Annotated in this window: 10 protein-coding genes; 6 read left to right on the top strand and 4 right to left on the bottom strand. The window is 64.5% G+C overall.

Annotated elements, in window-relative coordinates; translation table 11 throughout:
* The first annotated feature begins 62 nt into the window (after positions 1 to 62).
* Positions 63 to 953, top strand: coding sequence for a DMT family transporter (locus DK261_RS27835; protein WP_110177053.1), 891 nt, complete (start codon positions 63 to 65; stop codon positions 951 to 953).
* Here the strand turns inward: DK261_RS27835 and DK261_RS27830 are convergent.
* Positions 947 to 1,234, bottom strand: coding sequence for a SelT/SelW/SelH family protein (locus tag DK261_RS27830; RefSeq protein WP_009047647.1), 288 nt, complete (start codon positions 1,232 to 1,234; stop codon positions 947 to 949). The genes DK261_RS27835 and DK261_RS27830 overlap by 7 nt on opposite strands.
* 71 nt (positions 1,235 to 1,305) lie before the next feature.
* Here DK261_RS27830 and DK261_RS27825 point away from each other — a divergent pair, with 71 nt between their 5' ends.
* Complete coding sequence (locus tag DK261_RS27825) at positions 1,306 to 3,495, top strand: patatin-like phospholipase family protein (RefSeq protein ID WP_009047646.1); 2,190 nt, start codon at positions 1,306 to 1,308, stop codon at positions 3,493 to 3,495.
* On the opposite strand, the gene DK261_RS27820 is transcribed toward DK261_RS27825, so the two are convergent.
* The 3 genes from DK261_RS27820 to recQ form a co-directional block, all read right to left on the bottom strand.
* Entirely contained in the window at positions 3,468 to 4,703 is a 1,236-nt protein-coding gene (locus DK261_RS27820) for a peptidoglycan-binding protein LysM (RefSeq protein WP_110177051.1), read from the bottom strand. The two genes, DK261_RS27825 and DK261_RS27820, sit on opposite strands and share 28 nt — an antisense overlap.
* Positions 4,704 to 4,833: 130 nt before the next feature.
* The gene (locus DK261_RS27815; RefSeq protein ID WP_007929752.1) at positions 4,834 to 5,268 is read right to left on the bottom strand and encodes a MarR family transcriptional regulator; all 435 of its coding nucleotides are present in this window, start codon (positions 5,266 to 5,268) and stop codon (positions 4,834 to 4,836) included.
* Positions 5,269 to 5,392: 124 nt separating this feature from the next.
* Positions 5,393 to 7,519, bottom strand: coding sequence for a DNA helicase RecQ (gene recQ / locus DK261_RS27810; protein WP_103331161.1), 2,127 nt, complete (start codon positions 7,517 to 7,519; stop codon positions 5,393 to 5,395).
* 473 nt (positions 7,520 to 7,992) lie between these two features.
* Here recQ and DK261_RS27805 point away from each other — a divergent pair, with 473 nt between their 5' ends.
* The 4 genes from DK261_RS27805 (at position 7,993) to lapD (ending at position 11,762) form a co-directional block, all read left to right on the top strand.
* Positions 7,993 to 8,580, top strand: coding sequence for a YecA family protein (locus DK261_RS27805; RefSeq protein WP_007929756.1), 588 nt, complete (start codon positions 7,993 to 7,995; stop codon positions 8,578 to 8,580).
* Between the two features lie 10 nt (positions 8,581 to 8,590).
* Complete coding sequence (locus DK261_RS27800) at positions 8,591 to 8,986, top strand: YbaN family protein (protein WP_016702286.1); 396 nt, start codon at positions 8,591 to 8,593, stop codon at positions 8,984 to 8,986.
* Positions 8,987 to 9,095: 109 nt separating this feature from the next.
* A complete protein-coding gene (locus DK261_RS27795) occupies positions 9,096 to 9,803 on the top strand; it encodes a transglutaminase-like cysteine peptidase (RefSeq protein ID WP_009047642.1) in 708 nt (235 codons plus the stop codon).
* Between the two features lie 18 nt (positions 9,804 to 9,821).
* The gene (gene lapD, locus DK261_RS27790) at positions 9,822 to 11,762 is read left to right on the top strand and encodes a cyclic di-GMP receptor LapD (protein WP_110177049.1); all 1,941 of its coding nucleotides are present in this window, start codon (positions 9,822 to 9,824) and stop codon (positions 11,760 to 11,762) included.
* Positions 11,763 to 11,780 lie beyond the last annotated feature (18 nt).

Here is an 11,780-nt window from a genome sequence, read left to right as displayed (position 1 = left end):
GACCGGATCCCGCCAGGCTTTTAGACTGGCACCGCTCCGCTCAACCGTCTTGAAGGATTGAAATGACTCCGCGTACTGCCCTTGGCGCCCTGCATATCGGCGCATTGATGTTCGGCCTCACCGGTGTATTCGGCAAACTCGCCGCCGCTTCGCCGGCCATCATCGTCTTCGGGCGCGCGGCGTTCGCGGTGCTCGCCCTGGCGTTCTTCGCCCGCTGCGCCAGCAGCATCCGCTGGCAACGGCTACAGGCTACGGACTGGTGGCGCCTGCTGCTCAGCGGCCTGCTGCTGGCCGGGCACTGGGTGAGTTTCTTCATCGCGGTGAAAGTCGCAGGCGTGGCCATCGCCACCCTGGGTTTCGCCAGCTTCCCGGCCTTCACTGTGATCCTCGAAGGGCTGATTTTCCGCGAGCGCATCCGCCTCAACGAAATCGTTTTGGTGGCACTGGTCAGCGTCGGCCTGGTGCTGGTCACGCCGGATTTCGACCTCGCCAGCCAAGCCACCAGCGGGCTGCTCTGGGCCGTGGGGTCGGGCCTGCTGTTCGCCTTGCTGTCGCTGAACAACCGCGCCAGCTCGGCGCGCATCCCGGCGGTGCAGGCAGCGCTGTGCCAGAACGTGGTGGTTGCCTTGTGCCTGCTGCCGGTGGCGGCGCCGGGCCTGAGCGAGGTGCGCACCATCGACTGGTTATGGATCAGCCTGCTCGGCATCTTCTGCACCGGCCTGGCCCACAGCCTGTTCGTCGCCAGCCTCGCGGTGATCAAGGCGCGCACCGCGGCGGTGGTGTTTGCCCTGGAGCCGGTCTACGGGATTACCGTGGCCTGGCTGCTGTTCAACGAAACGCCGACGCTGCGCATGCTGATCGGCGGCGTCTTGATCATCCTTGCCATCGTGGTCTCCAGCAGCCTGTCCGGCTCAAGCAAAAAAACCGTAGCAGCAGAAGCAGCGTCTCACTGAGTGCGGTCGTTGTGACCGAGGTCGCGCTGCGGGTCGATCTGGTCGCGCACCCGCTGCTTGAGCACCTTGGCTTCGGGGAAACCGCCATCGGCCTTGCGCTCCCAGATCTGTACGCCGTCGCAGGTAATGCGGAACGTGCCGCCGGTGGCCGGTTCCAGGGACACCTTGCCCAGGTCGTCGCTGAAGGTGCTCAGCAGTTCCTGGGCCAGCCAGGCGGCGCGCAGCAGCCACTGGCACTGTGTGCAATAGGTGATGACCACTTCCGGTTTACGTTCTGTCATGGTGCTGCCGACTCCTGGGCTCAAGGGCGTCGTTATAATAGCCGCCTTTATCGCTCGCCCCGAGATCCATGATGCGTCGTTTGCTGTCCTGCCTGCTCCTGTGTTTGCTCCCCGTGTTCCTGCACGCCGCCGAGGCGCCACGGCCGAAGATCGGCCTGGTGTTGTCCGGTGGCGCGGCCCGTGGCCTGGCACATATCGGCGTGCTCAAGGCCCTGGAAGAGCAAGGCGTGAAGATCGATGCGATTGCCGGTACCAGCATGGGCGCGGTGATCGGCGGGCTGTACGCCTCGGGCTACAAGATCGACGAGCTGGAAAAACTGGCCCTGGGCATCGACTGGCAACAGGCGCTGTCCGACGCGCCGCCTCGGGAAGACATACCCTTTCGGCGCAAGCAGGACGACCGCGACTTCCTGGTGAAACAGAAACTCAGCTTCCGTGACGACGGCAGCCTCGGCCTGCCGCTGGGGGTGATCCAGGGCCAGAACCTGGCGCTGCTGCTGGAAAGCATGCTGGCCCACGCCAGCGACACCCGGGACTTCGACAAATTGCCGATCCCCTTCCGCGCGGTCGCCACGGACATCGCCAGTGGCGAGAAAGTGGTATTTCGCAAGGGCCACCTGCCCCGGGTGATTCGCGCCAGCATGTCGATCCCGGCGGTGTTCGCCCCGGTGGAGATGGATGGCCGGCTGCTGGTGGACGGTGGCATGACCGACAACATTCCGCTGGATGTGGCCCGTGATATGGGCGTGGACATCGCCATTGTGGTCGACATCGGCACCCCGCTGCGCTCGCGCCAGCAACTGGCGACCGTGGTCGATGTGCTGAACCAGTCGATCACCTTGATGACCCGGCGCAACTCCGAGGAACAACTGGCGTCCCTGCACAAGAGCGACGTGCTGATCCAGCCTCCCCTGGCCAGTTTCGGGGTCACCGACTTCGGCCGCGCCCAGGAAATGATCGACGCCGGCTACCGCGCCACCCGCATCCTCGACGCACGCCTGGCGCCGCTGCGCCGGGCCGAACCTATGGATGCCGAACTCAGCGCCGCGCGCACGCCCAGCCAGCGCACCCCGATCATCACCGCAATCCGGGTGGAAAACGATTCGAAGGTCAGCGACGACGTGATCCGCTACTACATCCGCCAGCATATCGGCGAGCCTCTGGACCTGGGCCGGCTGCAGACCGACATGGGCACGCTGTACGGCCTGGACTACTTCGAGCAGGTGCAATACCGCGTGGTCCACAAAGGCAATGACCACACCCTGGTGATCAACGCCCGGGGCAAACGCAGCGGCACCGACTACCTGCGCCTGGGGCTGAACCTGTCCGACGACATGCGCGGCGACAGCGCCTTCAACCTGGGCGCCAGCTACCGGGTCAACGGCATCAACAGCCTCGGCGCCGAATGGCTGACCCGGGTGCAGATCGGCGATCAGCAGGAGCTCTACAGCGAGTTCTATCAGCCATTGGATGTCGGCTCGCGCTACTTCATCGCGCCTTACATCGGCATCGAATCGCAGAATATCGAAGCCGTGCTGGATAACGACCCGATCGCCGAATACCGCCTGGAGCGCTACGGTTTCGGCCTCAATATCGGGCGCCAGATCGGCAACAGCGGCGAGATCCGCTTCGGCGTCGGCGAGGCCTGGGGCAAGGCCGATGTGCGCGTCGGCGACCAGGACCTGCCCAGCGAAAGCTTCAACGAGGGTTACTACGAACTGCGCTACTCGTTCGACTCCCTGGACAATGTCTACTTCCCCCACGCGGGCGAGGACATCGGCCTGTCGCTGCGCCAGTTCGAACCCAGCCTGGGCTCGGACAAACGCTACCGGCAGTGGGAGTTCAAGCTGGACAAGGCCCTGAGCAGCGGCCCGAACACCTTTATCCTCGGCGGTCGATATGGCCGGACCCTGGATGAGGCCGAAGTGGTGACCTCGAGCTTCGTGCTCGGCGGCGCCCGCCAGCTATCGGGCTTCCGCCAGGATGCCCTGTCGGGCCAGAACATCAGCCTGATGCGGGGCGTCTACTACCGGCGGCTGACACCCCGCTCCTACCTGCCCCTGGACTTCCCGCTGTATATCGGCGGCTCCCTGGAGCGAGGGCGGGCCTGGAACAACGACAACGAGTTCGACAGCGGCTATATCAACGCTGCCAGCGTCTTCCTCGGCTTCGACACGCCGCTGGGGCCACTGAATTTCAGTTATGGCATCAACGACGACAACCAGAAAGCGGTCTACCTCAACTTGGGCCAGACGTTCTGAGGCTGGGCGTCCGACTCGGCTTCGGCCTTGGTGCCGGAGCCCGGCTCGTCTGGTTCCTCCAGGCGCCAGACGATCGAGTCGGCATTGAAGGGCGCCGGTGTGGCAGCGGGAGACGCCGGAACGCTGGCGGGCTCGGAAGGTGCGATCAGGTCCCAGTCGACATCGATCGAAGGCTCGCGATCGGCAAGCCGCTCTCCTGCCACGGGCTGTACCGGAGCAACCGGGGGCGTTGATCTCAACGACTCCCGGGCTGCCACTGTCGTCACAGCAGTGGCCAGCGTTCGTGTGGGCCGGTTCTCGGGGGTCAACCGCGCGTCCGCTACGGCTGCGGACTGACGACGGCGACGCATGACCAGCACCACCAGCAAGGCCGTCAGCAGCAAGGCGGCAAGCATCAGCCAGGGATTCGAGCCTTCGGCCTCTGGCGCCTGTTCGGCTGGCGGAGGTGGACTGACGGCGGTGGGCGTCGCGGGTACAGGTGCGGAAGCCGGGGCAGGATTATCAGCAGGCTTGCTCCGGACTTCGGCCAACTGACGTTGCAGCTCCACCAGCTGTTGCTGCTGGCGCGCCAGTTGTTCGTCCCGCTGCTGCAATGTGTTCTGCAGCGCTCGGGCCTGGTCCTGCAATTGCTGGTTGGCCTGCAGGGCTTGCGCCAACTGTCCGGCCACCGGATCAACCGCCTTGGCCGCCGCTGGGGGAGCCTGGGTGGCAATCGTCGGTTCAGGTTTCGCGACCTCCCTGGCCGGGGCCGGCACTATCTCGGGGCTGCCCGGGGGATCGATCAGCAGCGTGTATTCGCGCAACTGCCGGCCATTGGCCTGGTTCACCTGCAACAGGAAATCCAGGAACGGCTCGTTCACCGGCTTGCTCGACACCACCCGGATCACCCTGCGTTCACCCCGCAGGATCGGGGTAAAGCGCAAGTCCTCGAGAAACGGCAAGCGCTCGACACCGGCCTGCTTGAACTCGCCGGCCGTCGCCAGGCTGACCGCCAACTCGCCCTCCTCCAGGCCTTGCGCCTGCACCAGGGCGATCTCCGCCTCCAGCGGCTGGTTCAGCGCCGAATGCACGGTGATTTCGCCCAGGCCTACCGCCGAGGCCAGGGACGAATACAGGGTCGCCAGCAACAGCAGAAGGAGCCAGGGACGATTTCCCAGGCAAGATGACCCGACGGAGCCGCGCAGAGCGGCCAGCAGACTCTGGAACATGAGCAACCTTTTTTGAGGACCGAAAGCGACCACAGCGGCGATACGCTGGCTGCGCATGCCGCTGTGGACCTGGTATTTCTTATAGTCCGCCGGTGTCGGTAGCTCAAAAATCCGCGGCGCTAGTTATGCCTCAAGACTTTTCCAGATTGGCCAGAATATGCGCGTGAACCCGCATGCATACCCGCATATCCTCTTCATCGACACCGACGAACAATTCACTGCGCAAGGCGGTGGCGATGGTTTCGATCTGCTCGATCAAGGGCAGCGCCGGGGCGCACAGAACGATCTTCTTCGCCCGGCGATCCTCGACCACCGACTGCCGTTGCACCAGGCCCTGGGTTTCCAGGCTGTCGAGCAGCCGCGCCAGGGTCGGTCCTTCGACGCCGACACTCTGGGCAAGTTCACGCTGGGTCGGAGCTTCATCGAAACGGGCGAGGTGCAGCAGCACCAGCCAGCGGGCCTGGGACAGGCCAAGTCCGGCCAGACGGCGATCCAGTTCGGCGCGCCAGCCTCGGGACATCTGCGCCAACTGCATGCCAAAACGGTGTTGATCGGTTAACGGCATAGACAACTCATGAGTTAGTAGACTGAAAATTAAGAAAAACTAATTATTAGTCAGCTAAGCATGACAGTTGCCGAGTGGCAAGGTTTGCCATGAACTGAATCGTTACATCTTGCCGCCAGACGACTCACATCTCGAATTCCGATTCCAGCGCCGCACGCACGCAATACAGCACACCTTCCGGCACGCGACCGGCAAACAGCTCGGCCACTTCGCTCACCGAAGGCAGCTCGCCTTCGCCGTCGAGAAAGGCGTCCTGGATCTCGCCGAGCAGGTCTTCCGGCAGATCCAGCGCCTGCTCCAGGGACAGCTGCTGCTTGCCCACGGCTTCGGCGAGCATTGTGTAAACGTTCTTTTCCGAGCACTGCAATTGCCCGGCGATCTGCAGCGGCGTCATACCGGCGCGGGCCAGGGTAATCAGCTCGTGGCGGATGTCGGCCACCACTTTCGGCACCTGGGCCTGGCCGCCCAGCACTTCGAGGAACGCCTCGCCGTAGCGCTCCAGTTTGCGCGCGCCGACGCCGCTGACCCGGGCCATTTCCGCCAGGGAGCCGGGCTGGCTGCGGAGCATTTCCAGCAGGGTAGAGTCGGGGAAAATGACATAGGGCGGCACGCCATGTTCTTCCGCCAGTTTGCGCCGCAGGGCGCGCAAGGCTTCCCACTGTTCGCGCTCTTCGCCACGTACCAGTTGGCTGGCCTGGCTGGTGCTGCTCTTGGCGGCGGTCTGCGGCTTTATGTCGCGGCGCAGCTCCAGGCTCACCTCGCCCTTGAGCAGCGGCCGGCAGCTGTCGCTCAGACGCAGGCCGCCGTAGCCTTCCAGATCGATGTCGGCCAGGCCGCGGGCCACCAGTTGGCGGAACAGCGAGCGCCATTCGCCTTCGCTACGCGCCTTGCCCACGCCGAACACGGAAAGATGCTGATGGCCGAAGCTGCGGACCTTTTCCGTGTCCTTGCCCAGCAGCACGTCCACCAGGTGGCCGACGCCATAACGCTGGCCGGTACGATAGATCGCCGACAGCGCTTGGCGCGCCGGCTCGGTGGCATCCCAGGTCTGCACGCCATCGACGCAGTTGTCGCAATGGCCGCATGGCTGCGGCATGTCTTCGTCGAAGTAGGCCAGCAGGGTCTGGCGCCGGCAGCGGGTTTCCTCGCACAACGCCAGCATGGCATCGAGCTTGTGCTGCTCCAGGCGCTTGTGGCGCTCGTCGCCCTCGGAGTTCTGCAGCATCTGCTTGAGCATCAGCACGTCCTGCAGGCCGTAGGCCATCCAGGCATCGGCAGGCAGGCCGTCACGCCCGGCACGCCCGGTTTCCTGGTAATAGGCCTCGAGGGACTTGGGCAGGTCCAGGTGCGCCACGAACCGCACGTTGGGCTTGTCGATACCCATGCCGAAGGCGATGGTCGCGACCATGATCAGCCCTTCCTCGTTGAGGAAACGCTTCTGGTGATAGGCACGCAGTTCGCTGGGCAATCCAGCGTGATAGGGCAACGCCGGGAAGCCTTGCTCGCAGAGGAATGCGGCCACCTCGTCGACCTTCTTGCGCGACAGGCAGTAGACGATGCCGGCGTCGCTGCGCCGCTCACCGAGGAACGCCAGCAGCTGCTTGCGTGGCTGCTCCTTGGGAACGATGCGATAGAAGATGTTCGGACGGTCGAAACTGGAGAGGAAACGCTCGGCATTCTGCAGGTGCAGGCGATTGACGATTTCCTCGCGGGTCCGCTTGTCCGCGGTGGCGGTCAGGGCGATGCGCGGCACCTGGGGAAACATTTCCGCCAGTTGGCCCAATTGCAGGTATTCCGGGCGGAAATCATGCCCCCACTGGGACACGCAATGCGCCTCGTCGATGGCGAACAGGGCGATGTCGAGGTTCTGCAGGAACGCCAGCATCCGCGGTTGCACCAGGCGCTCCGGCGCCAGGTACAGCATCTTCACTTCGCCCCGCCGGATGCGCGCGGCCAGGTCGCGCTGCTGCTCGGCGCTCAGGGTGGAGTTCAGCGCCGCCGCGGCGACCCCGAGTTCCTCCAGGGTCGCGACCTGATCGTCCATCAGCGCGATCAACGGCGAGACCACCACCGCCAGGCCCTCGCGCAGCAAGGCCGGAACCTGGAAGCACAACGACTTGCCGCCGCCGGTAGGCATCAGTACCAGAGCGTCGCCGCCACTGGCCACGCGCTCAATGATCGCACCTTGGCGGCCACGGAAACTGTCGTAGCCGAAGATGTCCTTGAGGACGCGCTGAGCCTGTTCGAGCATGAAAAACTCCAAAAATCGCTGAAATCCCTGTGCGCAGGCTGGCCGAAAAGACCACGGTTTTCACTGACAAATCCGTTAGCGGACTTTTCCTGGACCGTTACGACGCCTGCCGGGCATCACAAAACGCGCAAGTATACCCGAGCGCTTGCCGGCGAAGGGTGCCGACAATGGACCGCTGGTAACCTTCAGGCTCTGCATGAAAAGTGGCTGCACGCTGGGCGCCTTCGGCGCTACGCAGGCCATGCTGCGCGCTAGACGCCTACGGCGTTACGCAGAAACAGGCTCGGAATACTCATGTAGGTCCCTACAGTCGGGCGCGACCCCGGCCGTTCCTCGCCTGTTTTTGCCTTGCCTGGCCTTCGCTCGCCGACTTTCCTGCAAAGCCCGGAAGCGCGCAAATATGCGCTGCGGCTGGCCTGAGCGCTCAAGAAGGCCTAGAATTCAGCATCGTTTATTCCCAAGGTAGTCCTTCAATGTCCTTCGCTGAGCAATTAACCCGCCTGCAAGCCTTCCTCGACGCCGATGAGCTGCATGACGAGGCGCTGGACTATGTGGCCGCCCACGGCTACCTGACTGCGCTGTCCATCTGTTCCGAAAGCGTTCCCGACCGTGAGTGGATCGACGCCCTGTTCGCCGAGGAGCCGCACTACAGCGACGCCGCCCAGCGCGAAGAGATCGAATCCACCCTGATTGCCCTCAAGGCCCACATCGCCCGCCAACTGGCCTCCGACGAAGAGTTCGAGCTGCCGTGCGACCTCGACCTCGGCGACGAGCCGGACGACTCCGACCTGCGCGGCTGGTGCATCGGCTTCATGGAAGGCGTGTTCCTGCGCGAAGCGGCCTGGTTCGAGACCGCCGAGGAAGAAGTCAGCGAGATGCTCCTGCCGATCATGGTCGGTTCCGGCCTGTTCGACGAGCAACCCGAGTTCTCCGACATCGCCAGCGATGCCAATCTGATGGACGACATGATCGTGCAGATCCCGGAAGCCCTGACCGCGCTGTACCTGCTGTGCAACGCGCCGGACGAAAAACCGGCCATTCTCAAGCCCCGCCACCACTGAGTCACTGCCTATGGCCAAGCCCATAGGCAACCGCCCCCTGATCCTGCGTTACGTTCTGCTGGCCATCGGCTGGCTGAGCGTAGTGCTGGGGGTGACCGGCATCTTCCTCCCTGTATTGCCCACTACCCCTTTCCTGCTGCTGGCCGCCGCCTGCTTTGCCCGCAGTTCGCCGCGCTTCTATCAATGGCTGGTGGACCATCCGCGGCTCGGCCCATGGATCCGCGATTACCTGGACGGCCACGGCATTCCGCTCAAAGGCAAGGTCTACGCCATCGGCCTGATGTGGCTGAGCATCGGCCTGTCCTGCTACCTCGTGCCCCTGCCCTGGGCCCGCGGCTTCATGCTGACCAGCGCGGTGCTGGTGACAATCTACATCCTGCGCCAGAAGACCCTGCACAGGCCTTGAGCCCGGCCCTTGCGCGCCTCCTTCCTCTGCTCGTGGCAACCCGACCAGCTGCCCATGCTCGCGAAAAATACCGCCTAGACTTCAGAAACCTGCATTCGAGCAGCCCGCCATGCCCGCACGTTCGCGTCGCCCCGAGTGGACACTGCTCCGGCCTCGGCTGGCCGGCTGGTCGCTGTTGCTGGTCTGTTTATGGACCGACCCGGGCAATGTGCGGGCGAACTGGGAATTCGTTTCTGTCCTGAGCACCTTCGAGCACCGCCATCAGGTCCTGGGCCCGGCCCGGGAGCGTCTCGACGCCTGGAACCAGTTATTGCAGGACGTGACCGGGCAACCGGAAGACGAACAACTGAATGCCATCAACCGCTTCTTCAACCAACAACTGAGCTTCAAGGAGGACCAGCGCACTTGGCAGCAGAGCGACTATTGGGCCACGCCGATCGAGGCCCTGCTCAAGGGCGCCGGGGATTGCGAGGACTATGCGCTGGCCAAGTATTTCAGCCTGCGCAGCCTGGGGGTTTCCAGCGACAAACTGCGTCTCACCTACGTCAAGGCCAGGCGCGGCAACCGGCCGCACATGGTCCTGGCCTATTACCCCAGCCCCGGCGCCGGACCGCTGATACTGGACAACCTCAGCAACGACATTCGTTCCGCCGCCCAGCGCCAGGACCCGAACCCGGTATACGCCTTCAATGCCGAGGGGCTGTACCTGCCCGGAGCCGCGGGCGACACGCGCAGCATCGATCCGAAAAAACTCTCGCGCTGGCAGGACGTGCTGAAAAAGATGCAGGACGAGGGCTTCACCGTGGGTAATGGCTGATCCGACAAGGAGTGCCGAATGTCGCTACTCAAGCAACTGTTTCTCGCCATCTGCCTGTTCCTGCTGGTGGCCTTCAGCGGCAGTTTTTTTGTCAGCCTGGAAAGCTCCCGCGAGCAGATGCTCAGCCAGTTGCGCTCCCACGCCCAGGATGCGGCCACCGCCCTGGGCCTGTCCCTGACCAGCCAGATCGACGACCCGGCGATGATGGAACTGATGGTCAGCTCGATCTTCGACAGCGGCTACTACAACAGCATCCGGGTGGTGAACATCGAAGACGAAAGCCTTCTGCTGGAGCGTTCGGTGCCCGCCAACATCGAAGGCGTCCCCCAGTGGTTCGTCAGGCTGGTGAACCTGCACCCGCAAGGCGGCGACGCCCTGGTCATGCGCGGCTGGGAACAGGTGGCGCGGGTGGAGGTGCTGAGCAACCCGCAGTTCGCCCTGGCCAGGCTCTGGGACAGCAGCCTCGGCGGCCTGCTCTGGCTGCTGGTCTGCGGGCTGCTCAGCGCGGTGTTCGGCGGCTGGCTGCTGCGGCGCCAGTTGCGACCGCTGGATGCCATGGTCAGGCAGGCCGAAGCCATCAGCCATCGTGAGTTCATCAGCCTGCCGACGGCGCCACGCACCCCCGAACTCAAGCGGGTGGTCCTGGCCATGAACCAGATGGTGGAAAAACTCAAGGCCCTGTTCACCGAGGAGGCTGCGCGCAGCGAGAAGCTGCGGGCCGAGTCCTATCAGGACAGCCTGACCGGCCTGGCCAACCGGCGCCTGCTGGACGAACAGCTCGGCGATCAGTTGCTGCTCAACGAGCAGAGTGGCGATGGTTACCTGCTGATGCTGCGGGTCAACGACCTCAGTGGCCTGAACCAGCGCCTGGGCGGCCAGCGCACCGACGCCCTGATCAAAAGCATCGGCGACCTGCTCAAGCGCATCGGCACCCAGGCCGACCGGCGCCACTGGCTGGCGGCGCGCAATCGCGGCGGCGAATTCAGCCTGCTCACGCCGGGCCTGGACAGCCGCGGCGCCGAGCGCCTGGCCATGGAAATCAGCGCCACCCTGGAGAACCTGCGCCTGACCGGGGCCAGCGACTGCACGCCGGTGGCGCACCTGGGCATCGTCGCCTACCGGCCGGGCGACCCGCTGAGCGGCGTATGGCTGCGTCTGGACCAGGCGCTGGCGCAGGCCCAGCAGCACCCCGAACGTCCCTGGGCGCTGCTGCAGGACTTCGCCGCCGGCCCCAGCCAGCCGCAGCATGACTGGCGCGCCTGGATCGACGACGCCCTGAGCAACGGCAAGTTGAAGTTGTATTTCCAGCCGGTGGTGCAGTGCGCCGACACCAGCGAGGTGCTGCATCACAAGGTGCTGGCGCGCTTGCTCGACCCGCAGGGCGAAGCCATCGCCGCCGGGCATTTCCTACCCTGGATCGAGCGTCTCGGCTGGTCGGCGCGCTTCGACCTGGCCATGCTCGAACACACCCTGGATTATCTGGTCGAGCATGCCTGGCCGCTGGCCCTGAGCCTGTCCGACAGCACCCTGCGCGACCCCGACGCCTTGCAGCGGATCCTCGACCAGCTCAAGGCCCTGCCCGACCTGGCCAAGTTACTGACACTGGAGATCGACGAACGCCAACTGCCCTCGGCCAGCGAGTTGCAGCAATTGAGCCAGCGCCTGCGGGACAGCGGCTACCGGATCGGCCTGCAACATTTCGGCGGCAACTTCAGCCAGATCGGCAATCTCGCCCACCTCGGCCTGGCCTACCTGAAAGTCGATGGCAGCTACATCCGCGACATCGACCGGCAAAGCGACAAACAGCTGTTCATCGAGGCGGTATTTCGCGCCACCCACAGCATCGACCTGCCGCTGATCGCCGAACAGGTCGAAACCCAGGGTGAACTGGACACCCTCAAGGCCCTGGGCCTGTTCGGGGTCATGGGGCGGCTGATCGGCCCACCGCAACCGATGTAGGCCCTTCCCCGTTCAGCC

The sequence above is a fragment of the Pseudomonas sp. RW409 genome (assembly GCF_003184125.1).
Taxonomy (GTDB): domain Bacteria; phylum Pseudomonadota; class Gammaproteobacteria; order Pseudomonadales; family Pseudomonadaceae; genus Aquipseudomonas; species Aquipseudomonas chlororaphis_I.
Note: the sequence above shows the minus strand (reverse complement) of the source record. Positions and strands in the feature narration are given on the sequence as shown.

What these genes read in the sequence shown, in the direction of transcription:
- DK261_RS27835 (WP_110177053.1), top strand. Translation starts at nt 63, where the DNA reads ATGACTCCGCGTACTGCCCTTGGCGCCCTGCATATCGGCGCATTGATG.
- DK261_RS27830 (WP_009047647.1), bottom strand. Translation starts at nt 1,234, where the DNA reads ATGACAGAACGTAAACCGGAAGTGGTCATCACCTATTGCACACAGTGC.
- DK261_RS27825 (WP_009047646.1), top strand. Translation starts at nt 1,306, where the DNA reads ATGCGTCGTTTGCTGTCCTGCCTGCTCCTGTGTTTGCTCCCCGTGTTC.
- DK261_RS27820 (WP_110177051.1), bottom strand. Translation starts at nt 4,703, where the DNA reads ATGTTCCAGAGTCTGCTGGCCGCTCTGCGCGGCTCCGTCGGGTCATCT.
- DK261_RS27815 (WP_007929752.1), bottom strand. Translation starts at nt 5,268, where the DNA reads ATGCCGTTAACCGATCAACACCGTTTTGGCATGCAGTTGGCGCAGATG.
- recQ (WP_103331161.1), bottom strand. Translation starts at nt 7,519, where the DNA reads ATGCTCGAACAGGCTCAGCGCGTCCTCAAGGACATCTTCGGCTACGAC.
- DK261_RS27805 (WP_007929756.1), top strand. Translation starts at nt 7,993, where the DNA reads ATGTCCTTCGCTGAGCAATTAACCCGCCTGCAAGCCTTCCTCGACGCC.
- DK261_RS27800 (WP_016702286.1), top strand. Translation starts at nt 8,591, where the DNA reads ATGGCCAAGCCCATAGGCAACCGCCCCCTGATCCTGCGTTACGTTCTG.
- DK261_RS27795 (WP_009047642.1), top strand. Translation starts at nt 9,096, where the DNA reads ATGCCCGCACGTTCGCGTCGCCCCGAGTGGACACTGCTCCGGCCTCGG.
- lapD (WP_110177049.1), top strand. Translation starts at nt 9,822, where the DNA reads ATGTCGCTACTCAAGCAACTGTTTCTCGCCATCTGCCTGTTCCTGCTG.